A 16,264-nucleotide genomic window follows, 5' to 3' on the forward strand; every position below is an offset into this window, starting at 1 on the left:
GCCCAGGACCTGACTTGCTCAGTCCCGACGCGGCTGCGAACCGACAAACTGCGACGTGCCAGGCGTCCCTGCGGCCGCTCTCTCGTCGCTCTCAAAGGGAGGAGATCATGCAGCATTGGAAGAAGCTTGCATTCGGCGTCGCCCTGGCCACACTTGGCCTGATGGCGGCAGCGAAGGCCGATGACTATACCTCCTTGCCGCGCAAGGAGACGCTCATCGTCGAAAATCCGGAAGGGACGATCAAGAATCCCGGCTGGTTCAATATCTGGGTCAATGGCGGCGGCGGCGTTTCGACCGGCCTGCAGCAACTGACCATGGATACGCTCTGGTATATCGATCCCGAACAAGGTCTTGGCGGCTCGACCTGGGACAATTCCCTGGCCGCCGACAAGCCGCAATATAATGCCGACTTCACCGAAATGACCGTGAAGCTGCGTAAGGGGCTTTATTGGAGCGACGGCGTGGAATTCACCGCCGACGATGTGGTCTATACCGTCAAGACGCAGATGGACCATCCCGGGATGATCTGGAGCGCGGCCTTCTCGGTGCAGGTGGCAAGCGTCGAGGCGACCGATCCCTACACCGTCGTCTTCAAACTCAAGAAGCCCAATTCCCGCTTTCACGCGCTCTTCACCGTTCGTTGGAACGGCGCCTGGATCATGCCGAAGCATGTTTTCGAGAAGGTGGCCGATCCGGTCCGGTATGACTTCGCCAATCCCATCTCGCTCGGGGCCTATAAGCTGAAGGCCTATGATCCCCAGGGCAAATGGTACACCTGGGAGAAGCGCGACGACTGGCAGCGCACCTCGCTTGCCCGCTTCGGCGAGCCGGCGCCGAAATATGTCACCTATGTCGATCCGGGCCCGCCGGATAAACGCACCATCGCTCAGATCGAGCACAATCTCGATATTATCCATGACAACACGCCCGAGGGCATGTTCACGCTCAAGGAGAAATCCAAGACCGTCGATAGCTGGTTCCCCGGCTTCCCCTTCGCTCATCCCGATCCGACGCTTCCTGCCGTGATCTTCAACACGCAGGATCCCACCTTCCAGAACCCGGATGTGCGCTGGGCACTCGCGCTGCTTATCGACATCAAGGCCGTGGATATGGCGAGCTACCGTGGCGCGGCTACCCTTTCGGCGCTCGGTGTTCCGCCAACGGCCATCGCCATGAAGGATTACCAGGCGCCATTGCAGGACTGGCTCAAGACCTTCGAGATCGATACCGGCAAGCGTAAGATCAAGCCCTATGATCCGACGGTCGGCCAGCAGATCGCCGATATCTTGCGCAAGCAGCCGAAGTTCAAGGACCAGATCCCGACCGATCCGGCAGCCATCAACACCGCATTCGGTTACGGCTGGTGGAAGCCGGATCCCCAAGCGGCAGCCGAGCTTCTGGAAAAGGCGGGCTTCAAGAAAACTGGCGGCAAATGGATGACGCCGGATGGCCAACCGTTCAAGATCCGCATGAGTGTCGAAGGCGATACCCGCTCGGTCTTTACCCGCGCCGGCACGCTGATTGCCCAGCAATGGGCCGCTTTCGGCATCGATTCCAAGGCCGTTCCGTCCACCAGCCTGTGGCAGACGTCACTCCAGCCGGGTGACTTCCAGGTGGCGATCGCCTGGAGCGTCGAAACCTGGGGCGGCGATCCCGACCTCTCCTTCTTCCTCGATAGCTGGCATTCGGAATTCGTTGCCAAGAAGGGTGAAAACCAGCCGCCGCGCAACTGGCAGCGTTGGTCCAATCCCGAGCTCGACAAGATCATCGAGAGCATTCGCAAGGTCAGCGCCGACGATCCCAAGGGCATCGAACTGGGCAACGACTATCTGAAACTGGTGGCCCGTGAAATGCCGACCATTCCGCTGATGTCCTACAACGTCTTCACGTCGATGGATACCACCTACTGGAGAGGCTATCCGACCATTGCTGATCCTTATACCGATCCGGTTCCCAATTGGGCGAACTCCCGGTTGATGATGGTCAAGCTGAAGCCGGCGCAGCCATAATCCTCCCGACCCTGACGCGGTGTCCGCCGCGTCAGGTACCTGTCGCCGGACACTAGGCAGGTCCGGCGAACTTTCTTGAAGCAAGTGCCAGCAGCAAGGAACACCGCGGTATGGCGTCTTATCCTGTTTTCTTATTGAGGCGGTTCGGCCAGTTCCTGCTCGTGGTCTTCATCGGCATTTCCGCGACCTTCTTCGTTACGCATCTGACACCGATCGATCCTGTCGAGGAAAGCATCGGCTCGATTCAGCAGATGGGTCAGTCCGACCCGCGCGCCGTCGAATTGATGCGACAGTCCCTTCGTGCGCTTTACGGTCTCGAAGGGTCCATATGGCAGCAATACCTGCATTTCTGGGGCCGTCTTGCGACCGGCGATCTCGGCCCCTCGCTCTCGGCCTTCCCGACGCCCGTCTCCACAATCATCCTGCGCTCCCTGCCCTGGACGATTGGGCTCATGACAGTTTCGACGCTGATCACATTCATTCTTGGCAATATAGTCGGAGCGCTGGCTGGGTATTATCGGAAAAATATGGCGCTCACGGCAGTGAGCCTCATCTTCATCGCCATGCAACCGATCCCCTACTATATCTTCGCTTTCGTGCTGATCATCCTCTTCGGTTACGTGTGGCCGATCCTGCCGATCAACGGCGGTTATGAGATGAACACCAATCTCAACCTGTCCCTGGCTCTGATCCTGGACATTCTGAAGCATTCGATCCTGCCGGCGCTTTCGCTGATCCTCGTCGGCACCGGCAGTTGGCTAATCGGCATGCGCGCTTTGGTCTCCAACATCATCACCGAGGATTACGTGGTCTTTGCCGAGCTCGGCGGCGTCCAGAAAAGGCGCATTCTCCGCTCCTATATCGCTCGCAATGCCATGGTGCCGCAATTCACCGGCCTTGCGATGTCGCTCGGCGCCATCTTCAACGGCACGGTGATCACGGAGATCGTGTTCGGCTATCCCGGCATCGGCAACCTGCTGATTTCAGCGGTGCATGCCGGTGATTACAGCCTCGTCCTCGGCCTCAGCGCATTGTCGATCGTCGGTGTCGCGGCGGCCGTCTTCATCATCGATGTCCTGAGCCCGCTTATCGATCCGCGCATCAAGGTGGAATAGAGCATGTTTACGATCATCCGCGACCTCGCGCGGCAAAACGTGGAGTTCTTGAGCGGCCTGCTGCTTTTCGCCGTCATCGTCGGCCTGATAGTCGTATCCTATTTCTCGCCATACGGCCCCACGGACATCTATCTTCTGCCGCCAGACATGCCGCCCGATAGCCAATATTGGCTCGGCACGACGTCGCGCGGCCAGGACGTCTTCTGGCAGCTCGCCACTGCGCTGCGCAACACGCTTTATTTCGGCATCGGCGTCGCCTTTCTCTCGCGCATCATATCGCTGGTGGTCGGTCTCGTTGCCGGCTATGCCGGCGGCGCGGTCGACCGGGTGCTGATGGCGATCAACGACAGCGTCATGGTTATCCCGCAATTTCCGCTGCTGATCCTGTTCTACTTCGTGCTAAAGGACAGCATGACCTGGAGCGTTCTCATCGTGGTGATGGCCTCGCTCGGCTGGTCCTACGATGCAAGGCTCATTCGCTCCGTCGCAATCAGCCTCAAGACAAGACCATTTACCACCCAGAGCGTCTATTCCGGCATGAGCATGCGGAAAATCCTCGTGGAGGAGCACCTTCCCTATGTGCTTCCGATCGTCTTCGCCACGACGATGAACAATATGATCTGGTCGATCGGCATGGAAATCACGCTCTCGGTGCTCGGCTTCACCGATATCGAGACGCCGACCATGGGCATGATGATCTATTGGGCCAATGCCCATTCGGCGCTTATCGCCGGGACATGGTGGTGGGTAGCGGCGCCCGTTGCCGTCATCGTGCTCCTCTTCCTGGCGCTGTTCCTGCTGTCCATGTCGATGAACGAATACAACGATCCGCGCAGCCGGCTCAATCGGATGGGAGGTTAGCCATGGATGCCCTGGTCGAAATCGAGAATCTGAAAGCCTACTACCGCGCCTTTCTCTACGGCGTCGATCGCGAGGTGCGCGCCGTCGACGATATCAGTCTGACGATCGGGCGCGGCGAAATCTATGGCGTTGCCGGTGAATCGAGCAGCGGCAAGACGACCCTGATCAAGACCATCGCCGGCGCCATCCGGCCGCCGCTCAGGGTCGTCTCAGGCAAGGTGACGTTCCATTTCGCCGGTGGCACGCAAGATATCTATGCCATGAAGCCGGAGCAGCGCATGGCGCTGCGCTGGCTGCATCTGTCTTATATCATGCAGGGTTCGATGAACGTGCTCAATCCGGTGCGCCGCATCCGTCATTCCTTCACGGATTTCGCACTCCGGCATATGAAAGTCAGCAGGGAGCAGTTTTTCGACAAAGTTGCCACTCATCTGCAGCGGCTGAAGCTCGATCCAAATCTGCTCGACGCCTATCCCCACGAACTCTCCGGCGGCATGCGCCAGCGTATGACCATCGCGCTCGCCACGATCCTGACCCCGGAATTTATCATCGCGGACGAGCCGACGACCGCGCTCGACGTCATCGTCCAGCGCGATGTCCTCTCGATGATCCGCGAAATCCAGCACGAGATGGGTTCGTCCTTCCTGTTCGTCACGCATGATATGGGTGTGCACGCGACCGTCTCTGACCGCATCGGAATCGTCTATGCCGGCCGCCTGGTCGAGGAAGCGCCGACCCGCAAGCTCTTCAACATGCCGCTCCATCCCTATACGCAGCATCTGGTTGGGAGCCTCCCGCGCATCGGCGACGTCCAGACGCGTCCGTCACTGGAAGGACGTCCTCCCAATCTTGCCATGCCGCCGGAGGGCTGCCGCTTTCATCCGCGCTGTCCGAAGCGAATGGATATCTGCACGCAGAAAGTTCCGCCGCTGGTGACAGTGGAGCCCGGCCGGCGCGTGGCTTGTTTTGCCGTTACGGGAGACCAGGTTTGAGCGCTCTTCTTACCCTCTCGCATGTCACAAAGATCTTCCGGCAGGGCGGCATCCTCGGCCGGCGCCAGATCACGGCGGTCAAGGATGTCAGCTTCGAGCTCAGCGAAGAGCCGGAAATCCTGTCGATCGTCGGAGAGTCGGGCTCGGGGAAATCGACGATCGCGGCGATGATCCTCGGACAGACGACACCGTCCGCAGGCGAGCTGGATTTCCGCGGCAAGGCCGTCGCCATCCATGGCGCAGCCGAGCGCCGAGCCTTCATGAGAGAGGTGCAGCCTGTTCTGCAGAATCCTTTCGAGGCATTCAATCCGCTGAAACGGGTCGACCGCTATCTCTTCGAAACGGCCCGCAACTTTTCGGCAGGCTCGCAGCGACCGGATCGTCAAGAGATCGAGCGGATAGCCGATGCCGCATTGGCGCATGTCGGCCTTAGCCTTGCGGAGGTGAAAGGCCGTTTCCCGCACGAACTGTCCGGCGGCCAGCTACAGCGCACCGCCATTGCGCGTGCCCTCATCCCCCAGCCGCGCCTTCTCGTCGCCGATGAACCCGTTTCCATGGTGGACGCATCGCTGCGCATGTCGATCGTCAATTTGTTCGGGCAGTTGAAAAGCGAGCTGGGGCTTTCGATCATCTACATCACCCATGATCTCGCGACGGCCTACTACATCAGCGACAAGATCATCATCATGCGCAAAGGCGAAATCGTCGAGCAGGGCCAGGCGCGCGCCGTCCTCGACAATCCGCAGCATCCCTATTCCCGCGCACTGAAAGACGCGGTCCTTTCCGCCGACTTCGGATCGACCACGTTGGAGGCGCGGCGAAGGTCCTAACCGTGGTCTCTTGTTCGACTTGAATCGCTACGCAGCCGTCACCCCGTCTTCAAGATTCCTCTTTTCAGTTCCGCCAAGTTCAAAACGTGCAAACTGGTCATGCAGCCGTTCGGCTTCCCCTGACAAAGCCGCCGTGCTGGCCGAGGCTTCTTCCACCATGGCGGCATTTTGCTGCGTCATATGATCCATGGAACGCACAGCGGAATTTACCGACGAGATGCTGGCAAATTGCTCCTGAGAGGAACTGGCGATTGCCTTGACGCGCTGGTGCATGTCGTTGACGTAGCGATCGATCTCCTGGAGTGTCCCGCCGCTTTCCGTAACAAGGCTGACGCCGGCAGTGACATCCGCGTTGGATGTGTTGATCAGGGAGGTGATCTCCTTGGCGGCCGTCGCCGATCTTGCCGCCAGTTCGCGGACTTCCTGCGCCACAACCGCGAAGCCGTTTCCAGCCTCGCCTGCACGCGCCGCTTCTACGCCCGCATTGAGCGCGAGCAGGTTCGTCTGGAACGCAATATCGTCCATGACGGAGATGATCTGTCGGATTTTTTCCGACGATTGCTCGATCTTGGCCATGGCAGAAACCGCGTTTCGCACGACATCCTGCGCATGCGACGTCGCGTCGGATGTTTTTGCGGCAATCTGCCCGGCTTCGTTGGCGCGGTCGGCGGAGGCACTTACGGTGGCCGTGATCTCTTCCAAGGCGGCGGCTGTCTCCTCAAGAGACGTCGCCTGCTTTTCCGTCCGGCGAGAAAGGTCATTCACCGCCAAATCGAGTTCGCGCGTGTTGGAGCGGATGGAAGTGGCGCTTCGTTCGACATCAGACAAGGCGACGCGAAGATGGGCCTGCTCCGAATTGAAGTCTGTGCGCAACCGATCCAGTTCATCACTGAATTTTTCATCAATGTCGATGGAGATATCGCCGGAAGCAAGGCGTCTAAGACCGGCAGCCAAGGCATTGACGGCCTTTTGAAGCTTCGTGGCCTCCAGTAATTTTTCACGCTCGCGGTTGTTACGCTCGATCTCGCTTTCGCGTCGATTTTGTTCGGCCCTATCCTCGAGGGAGAGTTTTTCGATTGCGGTCGCTCGCAGAACCTGGACGGCTTTTGCCATGATGCCGATCTCGTCCCCACGATTAATGCCGGGGATGAGGACGTCGTTTTCGCCACTGGCGAGCTTTCGGATGACGTCCGTCATGGATTGGATTGGGCGGCTGATGGCGAAGTTGAGCAGGACGGCAAGGCAGATGCCGCCGGCAATTGCAAGCAGAACTGTGACCCCGATTTTGAATGTGGCAGAACCGGCTGCCGTATGAGCGGTATTAATTTGCTCGGCATTGAGCGTATCGATTTTCAAACTGACCTCAGTCGTCAGCTTCGCAAGCTGTTCCCGCTCCCTTGCCAGATCGGCCTGCGCAACAAGCATTTCCCTGAACGCCTTGTCAAAGATCGTAATCGAGACAGGGATTTGCTTTACGTCGTCGGCAATGGAGGGAAGTGCGGTTGCGGCAGTCGCAATGGTCTTTTCCAGCGCGACGAGGCCCTTAAGCTGCCCCTCGACCGGCGCCGGATCGGTATCGCCGAACCCACCGAACAGGTTGAGCATTTCGGCGCGGGCAGCGAGCGCCAATCTGCCGAGCGTTTCGGCCTGGACTGCAAGTTCCCTGAATTTGGAAAGCTCCGCCGATGATGCTGATGCCTTGTTCATGGCGGCATCCACCAGCGGAAAGGTCTGCGCCTGGATGCTTTGGGTCAAAGCGAGGATTTCGTTGACCGTTTTTCCGACGATCGTTTGCGCGTCGAATTTCCTCTTAAAATCCTCGGTGCTGCCAATGTCGTCCAGCGACTGTTCAAGCAGTTTGCCTGCCTGGGCGAGTTTCGGAAGCACCGCCGGGTCCAAACCGTCTATTTGCTGTCCATTGAGTTTTTCCGTCTCGGCGACGATGCTTTCAGCGACAGTTTTCGCCTGCTGAAGAAAATCGCCCAGGAACGCGCCGCCGCTTTCCTGCTGGATGCTTTTGATCGAGTTCGCACCCTGCTGCAGTTTGACCGCGCTGCCGAGCAGCCCATTGGCGGCGCTCAATTCCTTGTTCGCCGCGTCTGCTGCGACCCGGATTCGGCTCTCTTCCTTGCCCACGGCATCATTGATCGAGGCCGCCAGCGCTTCCAGATCCGAAATGCTTCGCTGAAGCGTGGCAAGGCGCTGTTGCTGCTGATCTGTCTGTGCAATCACTCTGTCAAATGTGGAAGCGAACTCATCGACCGTCGCCTTGACTTCCGCGACCTTGGCCGTGACCAACGGATCGTTCTTTACCGCTTCAGAAAGCGTTTCGAGCGCCGCGTTGAGATCCTTGATCCGCTGGCGCGTGGCGCTGGCACTCTCGATGCCAGGATCGAACAAATATCGCTCTCGCTGAAGCGATGTCGACTGCATCTCGTTGGTGACCTCTGCAGAACGACCAACGATGCTGAAGCGCGATGACAGGTCGACAATTGCGGAATATCCAACCGAGCCGACAATCGCAGCCAAAATCAATATGACAAGAAAGCCGCCTGCAACCTTGAATCTGAATTTAAGTCCGGAAAACCATTTTAAAAATAATTTCATTGCGCCCTGCTCCCGCTCTAGCAATAAAATTGGCTGATCTCATGAAATGAAGGTTCCTGTGTCAGAGCTCACCCGTCAGGAACTGCGCACGGCCATAACCGAACGACCAATCCTCATCGGAATTCTCGATGAATGAGACCATCACGTCGGAGGCTGGCACATCGCATTTGTCCGCGAGTGCCGAACATAGGTTCTGATAGAAGGCGACTTTCGCTTCTCGGCCGCGGGGTCGCGAGATGACCTCCACGAGCACAAATTTTTCAGTCCGCGGGATTCCCAGCCCGGTGTCGCAGGCCTGCATATAGGGATGCTGGTATTCCGACACGACCTGGTAACGGTCGTCCCGAGGCACGCCAAATGATTGCACCATCGCGTCATGGGCGGCGTCCAGCAGCAAGGCTACTTCGTCAGCCGTACGCCCTTTATGGAGATGAAACTTCAGCAGCGGCATGAGACGAATCTCCATGACACGACGGCTGGAAGTGCACGCTTGATCATTTTGCATCCCGCTCCATGATCCACTCGACCTCCGGCGCGCAGGCGATACAGCGAGAGGCCGACGAACCGCCAGCCTGCCGATTGAGGCGTAATCTCATGGACTTGGCCATGACTGCCAAAGGGTTTGCGCAAAAGATCGGCCATGCTCGATCGCCCTCAGTCGAAGGTCCGCTGGTCGCGGGCGTTTCGATTATAGTGTTCGCGGGCGCGCTCAAGCCGCTCGGGGCCGCCGGCCTGCGGGACGGCAACGTCCCACCAATGTCCGCCCGCTCCCGTGCCGGGGACCGCATCCGTATCGATGACGATGACCGTCGGTATCGAGCGCAAGCGTGCGTCGGCGATCTTCTTTTCCAAATCGGCGATGTCAGCGGCTTTTTCCGCTTGGGCACCCATCGAGCGCGCATGACCGACGAAATCGAGCTCAGGCATGACCTCTATGTTGGAGTCCTTGTACATATTGTTGAATTCGGCCCCGCCGCACTCGATTTGCAGGCGGTTGATGCAGCCATAGCCACGGTTGTCGGTAAGAACGACGGTGAAGGGAACGCGTCGCATCACTGCGGTCGCCAGTTCGGAATTGGCCATCATGTAGGAGCCGTCTCCGACAAAGCAGATGACCTCCTTATCGGGCGCCGCAAGCTTGATGCCCATGGCGCCTGCTACCTCATAACCCATGCAGGAATAGCCGTACTCCATGTGATAGCCACCCTTGACGGACTGCCACAGAACCTGCAGCGCACCCGGCATGGTGCCGGCGGCGCACATCACCACGGTCTTGTCGGTGGCCACGCGTTGAACGGCACCGATGACCTGGGCATCGGTGGGAAGATGGTTGACCAGGTCGGCTTCCGGCGCCGCCGTGACTGCCTTCACGGTCTCGTGCCATTGAACCCTGCTTTCCGCATCGAACGACGGAGCCCGATAGTTGCCCAGCAGGACGGAAAGCTTCTCGAGCGTCACACGTGCGTCGCCGACGACCGGCGCCGCACCATGTTTAGTGGCGTCGTAGCCATGCAGGTTGATGGAGATGAGCTTTCGCCCCTCGTTCTTGAACAGCGCCCATGATCCGGTGGTGAAATCCTGAAAGCGGGTACCGACCCCGATCACGAGGTCCGCCTTCTCCGACAGGCGATTGGCGCATTCGGATCCGGTAACGCCGGGCGAGCCGAAATTGAAGGCGTTATCCCATGCGTTCGCCCCCTTGCCTGCCTGGGTCTCCACGAACGGGATGTTGTGGCGTTTCGCGAATGCGGCGAGCGTATCTTCCGCGTCGGAATAAAGCACGCCGCCGCCCGAAATGATCACCGGGTTCTTGGCAGCGCCGATCAAGACAGCAACTTCTTCCAATTCCCGCGGATCAGGCTCCGGCCGCCGGATACGCCAAACCTTGGGCTCAAAGAAGCTTTCGGGATAATCACAGGCATCCGCCTGCACATCCTGGCAGAAAGCAAGGCATACCGGCCCGCAATTGGCCGGATCCGTCATGACCGAGAAGGCGCGCGGCAGCGCGGTCAACAAATGTTCGGGCCGGGCAATGCGGTCGAAATAGCGCACGACAGGCCGAAAGGCATCGTTGGCGCTAACCGTGCCGTCATCGAAGTCCTCGATCTGCTGAAGAACGGGATCGGGCCGCCGGTTAGCAAAGATGTCACCTGGGATGAATAGCACCGGCAGGCGGTTGACATGCGCGAGCGCCGCCGCCGTCACCATGTTGGTGGCTCCTGGCCCAATGGAGGAAGTCACGGCATGAGCGCGTTTGCGCCTTTTTGTCTTGGCATAGGCGATCGCCGCATGGGCCATGGTCTGTTCATTCTGACCACGCCACGTCGGCAAGGCATCGCCGATGCCGTGCAGGGCTTCGCCGAGCCCCGCAACATTGCCGTGGCCGAAGATCGCCCAGACACCTTCGATGAAGCGCTCGCCATCCTCCGTCATCTGGACCGAGAGCCATTTGACCAGAGCCTGTGCGGCTGTAAGCTTGATTGTCTTTGTCATGCTGCCTTCTCCCGTGCGGCCGTCCGTGCTTCGTCCCAGATCGAGGACAAGCGTCGATAGCGCCTTGCCATCTCTTCAACGGCGGCGGCGTCTTTGATTTCACCATTCATCCAGGCGCGTGCGACGTCGCCGAAGATGGTTCGGCCGACGGCAAAGCCCCTGACCAGACTAAATCCGGCGGCGACCTCGAAGCTCGCGGCCAGCTCCGCCTCCGGCGCATCGAGGCCGAGCACGACGATGCCGCGTGTATGTCGATCATTCTCTTCGATGGCGGCGATGGCGTTGGACCAGCCGATGGCGGTTTTCATCGGCTCGAGCTTCCACCAATCGGGGAAGACGCCGATCTCGTAGAATTGCCGGATCAGGATCGCGGTCGTCGCGTCATTGACCGGCCCGACCTTCGACGGAATGATCTCGAGCAGGAACTCCAGATTGTTGCGGCGCGATGCCTCGAACAGGCGCTTCACGGTTGCTTCCTGATCGGCGCGCGTTGCGGCGTCGTCATCGGGATGGCAGAAGCAGAGCACCTTGACGACGTTTTCGCGCGCCCATTCGGCCAGGCCGCCATAGTCGCTGCCGAGTTCGGGTTCCAGTGTCAGAGGCCGCGAACCCGGCCATTCGCAGGGCCGCCCGATCCACAGACCGGCGCCGGAGGCTGCGTGCAGCGCCTTTCTGCCGATCCGGTTGTCGCAGAGGATGCCGTAGCCGGGACGGCCGGCCTGGACCTGCACGGCCGCCTGCAGGCAAAGCTCCTTGAAGGCGCCGCCTTTTTCGAGTGTATAGCCCGGCATCTGCTCAAGCTGAATGCGATGGTCGAAGGCGAAGATCCGATAGTCCGACCAATCTTGCCCATGATTGCGGTGGCGATTGGTCGACCGATGGATCTGTTCGACGGCTTGATCGTTTCGCAAATCGCTGCGCTTGACCCCGCGTTTCAGAAAGAATTCCAACTCCTCAAGCGAGGGGTAGGCCGGCGTGCAGCCGTGGCGGGATACGGCGAATGCGCCGCAGGCATTGGCGTATTTGAGCGACGTCGGCCAATCTTCGCCATCCAGCCAGCCCTTGAGAAGACCGGAGAAGAAGCCGTCTCCGGCGCCGAGCACATTGAAGACCTCGATCGGGAAGCCTTCGCCCGAAATGCCGGCATCGAGATTGTCCGGAATGGCGCCCTCGAAAGCCACGGCGCCCTTGGCGCCGCGCTTGCAGACGAGTGTTGCAGACGAGACGGCACGAACGGCCTTCAGTGCCGCGACGGTATCCGCGGTTCCGCCGGCGATATGGAATTCTTCCTCCGTCCCCACGATCAGATCGAAAAGATGTAGCGTCGACTGAAGTTTCTCCGTAACCTCCCGGCTTGCGACAAACCGGCTCTCCCCTTCGCCATGACCGGCGACACCCCAGAGGTTCGGCCGATAGTCGATATCGAGGGCAGCCCTGGCGCCACTTTCGCGCGCAAAGCCGAGCGCCTTGAGGACGGCCGCTTCGGTCCGGGGATTGGAAAGATGCGTGCCGGTTACGACAACTGCGCGCGCCGAGGCGATGTAATCCCGACGTATGTCGTCTTCGCAAAGCGCCATGTCGGCGCAGTTCTCGCGGTAGAAGATCAGCGGGAACGTGTCCTCGTCGCGGATGCCGAGCAGTACGAGCGCCGTCAGACGCTCCGGATCGGTGACGACACCGCCGACATCCACGCCTTCGCGGGTCAACTGTTCACGGATGAAGCGACCCATATGCTCATCGCCAACCCGGGTGATGAGGCCGGATTTGAGGCCAAGCCGGGCGGCACCGCAGGCGATATTGGTGGGCGAGCCGCCAATGTATTTGTTGAACGAGCCCATGTCCTCGAGCCGGCCGCCGACCTGCAGACCGTAGAGGTCGACCGAGGATCGGCCGATCGTGATGACGTCGAGTGATTTCATGTCGAAACGCCCCGCTGTTTAGAAACCAACTTGTGTTAGAAACGTCCGGCTGGCCGCCAGGTCATCGAGGATGCTGCCGGCGTTGCGCGGGTCGCGCTCCTGCTCGATCGTGATGTAGCCGCCGTAACCGAGTTCGGTGAGAAGAGCCCGCACCGCGGTGTAATCGATGGATCCGCGTCCAATCGGGCACATGACACCTTCGGCGTAGGCATCGAAGAACCGGATGCGCTTGCCCATCACTTCCTGATAGATTTTGGCGTCGATATCCTTGAAATGGATGTAGTCGACGCGATCCCAGTAGCGGCGCAAGGTGGCTACCGGATCCATGCCGGAATAGACCATGTGCCCTGTATCAAGGCAAAGACCGGCCAGGTCGGCGGGGATGTCATTGACGACACGCTCCAGCTCGTCGGCAAACTCTATGTAGCCACCGGCGTGCGGATGAATGGTCGCGCGCATGCCATATCGGTCACGGGCGAGCGTGGCGATGGCGCGGATATTTTCGACCATTCCGTTCCATGCAGCCTCTTTGAGGCGAGGAGCCCGATCGCTGTGACCTGCAGCATAGTCGCGCTCATCGTGGCCCCAATCCATGACGGTGAGGTAAGGCGCGGCGTAACGTTGGCCCGTATGGTTCTGAGGCCTCGGCAAATGGCTGATCAGCGCGCAGATTTCATCGGTCTGCCGCAAAAGGTTCTCGCGATTTCCAGTCGAAACAAGGTCATCGAATATGGTACCCGCGACAACCGTTAGCTCGCGCTTGTTCAGCGCCTCGGAGATCAGGCCGAGATCGAGAGGCAGATAGCCATAGGGCCCGAGCTCCAGCCCGCCGAAGCCGGCCTGTTGCGCCTCGTCCAGCACTTTTTCCCAGTGCGGCAGATGCGGATTTTTCACATCATCGACACCCCAACAGCAGGGCGCGGTGGTTATGGTGATGGGGTTGCGCATTCAGGTGTCAGCCGTGATTGTCTCGAAGATAAAGGAGCGGTGAAAAGGTTCGTAGAATTCCAGGAAGCGTTGCGTGTGCTCCTGCAAAAGATGCTCCGCATAGGCGGTTTCGTCTCTCCAGGCCTCGACGAAAACCAAGCGGTTGGGGTCATCGGTGCAGGTGAAGCAGTCGTAGGAGAGGCAACCGGTTTCCGCCCTCGTCCTCGCCTGTACGTCCGGGGCGCGGGCGAGGATTTCGTCCCGCGTCCCCGGAACAAGCTCAATCGTGACGATGAACTTGTACGGTCGTTTCATCGGCTGATCGTGGCCTGGAGCGCGTCGATCGAGGATTGGATGCCAGCGTCCATCGACATGGTGAAGTCCTCCATTTCGAGGCTGACCCAACCATTGTAGCCGACCATGCGAACGACGGAGAAGAACTCCTTCCACCACTGCAGATCGTGGCCGGCACCGACGGCGACATAGTTCCAGCTACGGTTCGCGACGTCGGTGACGTCCTTGAGCTCAAGCAGCCCATTGACGTCAGCCAAACCGCGTTCGATGCGTGTATCCTTGCCGTGGCAATGATGGATCGCGCCGCCAAGCGCACGCGCCGAAGCGATCGGGTCCGCACCCATCCACATCAGATGGGACGGATCGAGATTCATCCCGACCGTCGGGCCGACTTCGTTGCGAAGGCGGAAAAGGGTCTCGGGATTCCACACCAGCATAGCCGAGAAGTTTTCGAGCGCGTATTTTTCGACGCCAACTTCTTTGGCCAGCTTCACCAGATCATGCCAGAGCGGGAAGGCCCGGTCTTCCCACTGATAGCGGTCACGCTCGGGCATCTCGTCGGGCCAGCTCTTGGTATAGACGAGCCAATTGGGAACGTTGTCGCCGGGAGCCGCTTCCGGCAGGCCCGACATGGTGACGATGGTCTTCACGCCGATCTCGCCGGCAAGGCGGATGGTCTGCTCCATTTCCCTGCGATGGCGCTTGCCCATGTCGCCTGGATCAAGCGGGTTTGCCGAGCAGTTGAGCGCGGCGATTTCGAGGCCACGCGCCTCGATCTCCTTCAGCTTTGTCTTGAGAAGCTGCCTGTCCTCGAGGAGCTCGTCGGCGCGGAAATGCGGTGCGCGCGACCAGCCGCCGCCGGTCATCTCGATACCCTCGACACCGAGTTTGACGCATTTGTCGAGCATCTCCGTGAAGGAAAGGTTCCCCATCACATCGGTGCAAATGGAAAGTTTCATGGCCTTGTCTTTCTTGTTGCGAGAGGGTTGGGGGCGCACTTGGGAGGAGTTGGGAGGGATCAGCGCGCCCCCGGTTGATCACTTGAAATCGATCCAGGCAGAGCCAGCGTCAGCCGAACGCACGCAATTCTCCAGCCAGCGGACACCTTCGGTGCCGGCCTTGATGCCCGGATAATGGTGATCTCTGAGAAACGCTTCGTCGCCGCGTCGCTTGGCGTCGATGGCCTGGGCAATCCAAAGGTAGATATTCGACCAACTGTCCCCGAGGCCTTCGGTATGCAACGCACCCATGCGGTCAACTGCCAGGCTTTCCTTTTCGAGATAAGGCATGCCGTGATGCAGGATGCGGTTCGGCTCGCCCTGCACGTCATAGAGCAACTGGTCGGGATGGCTGTCGGACCATTCCACGGAAGCCTTGGAACCGACGAAGCGGTAACGCTGCGATCCCATGTTGCCAGCGTTGACGGAGGACACCCATAGCCGGCCGCGCGCGCCGTTGTCATAGTGCATGAGCACGGTGGCATGGTCTTCGAGCGGCGCGCGGCTCGGGATGAACGCCTTGCGGTCACACAGAAGCTTTTCGATCTTCAGGTGCGGCAGCACGACCTCGGACAGGTAATAGAGATGCGTGCCGATATCGCCGAGAACGAAGGTCGGGCCGGCGGTCGCGGGATTGGTGCGCCACTTCACGGCTTCGGGCGCATTCACATCATCGCCCGCGTTGAAGCCGTGCGTGTATTGCAGATCGACGATGCGGATCTCACCCAGCATGCCCTTGACAACCATCGCCGCCATCTGATGCACCAGCGGGTGGCCGGTGAAGCCATAGGTCACGCCGACGATCAGGCCCTTTTCCTCGGCAAGCCTTTCGATCTCCTCGCATTCGGCGACGCTGAAGAACAGCGGCTTTTCGCAGATCACGTGAAGGCCGGCTTCGAGGCAGGCCTTGGTGATCTCATAGTGCGTGAAGTTCGGCGTGGCGATCGAGACGACGTCGACGCCGTCCTCACGCGCCGTCTCCTTGGCGATCAGCTCCTTGTAATCGGCATAGCAGCGCTCGGCATCGACCCCGAGGTTCACGCCGAAATCGCGACCGCGTTCGGCGTCGAGGTCGAAGGCACCGCACACCAGCCGATAGGTGCCGTCGCGCAGCGCGCCGGTTCGGTGTTTGTATCCCACCTGCCCGGTGCGGCCGCCGCCTACCATCCCCCAACGCAGGGGGCGTTCGATAAGTCTTTCTCCGTTCAGCATGTATGAA

13 protein-coding genes are annotated in these 16,264 nt (G+C 59.8%); 5 read left to right on the forward strand and 8 right to left on the reverse strand.

Features of this window, described 5'->3' with window-relative positions; all coding sequences use genetic code 11:
- Positions 1 to 107 precede the first annotated feature (107 nt).
- The 5 genes from ACXHXG_RS13885 (at position 108) to ACXHXG_RS13905 (ending at position 5,807) form a co-directional block, all read left to right on the forward strand.
- Entirely contained in the window at positions 108 to 2,009 is a 1,902-nt protein-coding gene (locus tag ACXHXG_RS13885; protein WP_457899629.1) for an ABC transporter substrate-binding protein, read from the forward strand.
- Positions 2,010 to 2,119: 110 nt separating this feature from the next.
- Positions 2,120 to 3,124 (forward strand): ABC transporter permease, encoded by a 1,005-nt coding sequence (locus ACXHXG_RS13890; RefSeq protein ID WP_457899630.1) that lies wholly within the window; start codon positions 2,120 to 2,122, stop codon positions 3,122 to 3,124.
- Between the two features lie 3 nt (positions 3,125 to 3,127).
- Positions 3,128 to 3,985, forward strand: coding sequence for an ABC transporter permease (locus ACXHXG_RS13895; RefSeq protein WP_104825989.1), 858 nt, complete (start codon positions 3,128 to 3,130; stop codon positions 3,983 to 3,985).
- 2 nt (positions 3,986 to 3,987) lie between these two features.
- On the forward strand, positions 3,988 to 4,977 hold the full coding sequence (locus tag ACXHXG_RS13900; RefSeq protein ID WP_104825988.1) for an ABC transporter ATP-binding protein: 990 nt from the start codon (positions 3,988 to 3,990) through the stop codon (positions 4,975 to 4,977).
- A complete protein-coding gene (locus tag ACXHXG_RS13905) occupies positions 4,974 to 5,807 on the forward strand; it encodes an ABC transporter ATP-binding protein (RefSeq protein WP_260304595.1) in 834 nt (277 codons plus the stop codon). Before ACXHXG_RS13900 ends, ACXHXG_RS13905 begins: the two co-directional genes overlap by 4 nt.
- Positions 5,808 to 5,834: 27 nt before the next feature.
- Here ACXHXG_RS13905 and ACXHXG_RS13910 read toward each other — a convergent pair whose 3' ends face one another.
- The 8 genes from ACXHXG_RS13910 to ACXHXG_RS13945 all read right to left on the reverse strand — a co-directional run bounded on the left by ACXHXG_RS13910 (position 5,835) and on the right by ACXHXG_RS13945 (position 16,257).
- On the reverse strand, positions 5,835 to 8,414 hold the full coding sequence (locus ACXHXG_RS13910; RefSeq protein WP_457899631.1) for a methyl-accepting chemotaxis protein: 2,580 nt from the start codon (positions 8,412 to 8,414) through the stop codon (positions 5,835 to 5,837).
- A 61-nt stretch (positions 8,415 to 8,475) separates the two neighbouring features.
- Positions 8,476 to 8,865 carry a tautomerase family protein gene (locus ACXHXG_RS13915; RefSeq protein ID WP_283053049.1) on the reverse strand — a complete coding sequence of 130 codons (390 nt, stop codon included), beginning with the start codon at positions 8,863 to 8,865 and terminating at the stop codon, positions 8,476 to 8,478.
- 203 nt (positions 8,866 to 9,068) lie between these two features.
- Positions 9,069 to 10,907, reverse strand: coding sequence for a 3D-(3,5/4)-trihydroxycyclohexane-1,2-dione acylhydrolase (decyclizing) (gene iolD / locus ACXHXG_RS13920; protein WP_457899632.1), 1,839 nt, complete (start codon positions 10,905 to 10,907; stop codon positions 9,069 to 9,071).
- Positions 10,904 to 12,826, reverse strand: coding sequence for a bifunctional 5-dehydro-2-deoxygluconokinase/5-dehydro-2-deoxyphosphogluconate aldolase (locus ACXHXG_RS13925; RefSeq protein WP_457899633.1), 1,923 nt, complete (start codon positions 12,824 to 12,826; stop codon positions 10,904 to 10,906). The genes iolD and ACXHXG_RS13925 overlap by 4 nt, the downstream gene beginning before the upstream one ends.
- Positions 12,827 to 12,844: 18 nt before the next feature.
- A complete protein-coding gene (locus tag ACXHXG_RS13930) occupies positions 12,845 to 13,774 on the reverse strand; it encodes a TIM barrel protein (protein WP_457899634.1) in 930 nt (309 codons plus the stop codon).
- Positions 13,775 to 14,068 (reverse strand): putative quinol monooxygenase, encoded by a 294-nt coding sequence (locus ACXHXG_RS13935; RefSeq protein ID WP_283053041.1) that lies wholly within the window; start codon positions 14,066 to 14,068, stop codon positions 13,775 to 13,777.
- Positions 14,065 to 15,006 (reverse strand): sugar phosphate isomerase/epimerase family protein, encoded by a 942-nt coding sequence (locus tag ACXHXG_RS13940; RefSeq protein ID WP_457899635.1) that lies wholly within the window; start codon positions 15,004 to 15,006, stop codon positions 14,065 to 14,067. Before ACXHXG_RS13940 ends, ACXHXG_RS13935 begins: the two co-directional genes overlap by 4 nt.
- A 78-nt stretch (positions 15,007 to 15,084) precedes the next feature.
- On the reverse strand, positions 15,085 to 16,257 hold the full coding sequence (locus ACXHXG_RS13945) for a Gfo/Idh/MocA family protein (protein ID WP_457899636.1): 1,173 nt from the start codon (positions 16,255 to 16,257) through the stop codon (positions 15,085 to 15,087).
- Positions 16,258 to 16,264: the final 7 nt, after the last annotated feature.

This window comes from Rhizobium sp. LEGMi-198b, assembly GCF_054114205.1.

What these genes read in the sequence shown, in the direction of transcription:
- ACXHXG_RS13885 (WP_457899629.1), top strand. Translation starts at nt 108, where the DNA reads ATGCAGCATTGGAAGAAGCTTGCATTCGGCGTCGCCCTGGCCACACTT.
- ACXHXG_RS13890 (WP_457899630.1), top strand. Translation starts at nt 2,120, where the DNA reads ATGGCGTCTTATCCTGTTTTCTTATTGAGGCGGTTCGGCCAGTTCCTG.
- ACXHXG_RS13895 (WP_104825989.1), top strand. Translation starts at nt 3,128, where the DNA reads ATGTTTACGATCATCCGCGACCTCGCGCGGCAAAACGTGGAGTTCTTG.
- ACXHXG_RS13900 (WP_104825988.1), top strand. Translation starts at nt 3,988, where the DNA reads ATGGATGCCCTGGTCGAAATCGAGAATCTGAAAGCCTACTACCGCGCC.
- ACXHXG_RS13910 (WP_457899631.1), bottom strand. Translation starts at nt 8,414, where the DNA reads ATGAAATTATTTTTAAAATGGTTTTCCGGACTTAAATTCAGATTCAAG.
- ACXHXG_RS13915 (WP_283053049.1), bottom strand. Translation starts at nt 8,865, where the DNA reads ATGCCGCTGCTGAAGTTTCATCTCCATAAAGGGCGTACGGCTGACGAA.
- iolD (WP_457899632.1), bottom strand. Translation starts at nt 10,907, where the DNA reads ATGACAAAGACAATCAAGCTTACAGCCGCACAGGCTCTGGTCAAATGG.
- ACXHXG_RS13925 (WP_457899633.1), bottom strand. Translation starts at nt 12,826, where the DNA reads ATGAAATCACTCGACGTCATCACGATCGGCCGATCCTCGGTCGACCTC.
- ACXHXG_RS13930 (WP_457899634.1), bottom strand. Translation starts at nt 13,774, where the DNA reads ATGCGCAACCCCATCACCATAACCACCGCGCCCTGCTGTTGGGGTGTC.
- ACXHXG_RS13935 (WP_283053041.1), bottom strand. Translation starts at nt 14,068, where the DNA reads ATGAAACGACCGTACAAGTTCATCGTCACGATTGAGCTTGTTCCGGGG.
- ACXHXG_RS13940 (WP_457899635.1), bottom strand. Translation starts at nt 15,006, where the DNA reads ATGAAACTTTCCATTTGCACCGATGTGATGGGGAACCTTTCCTTCACG.
- ACXHXG_RS13945 (WP_457899636.1), bottom strand. Translation starts at nt 16,257, where the DNA reads ATGCTGAACGGAGAAAGACTTATCGAACGCCCCCTGCGTTGGGGGATG.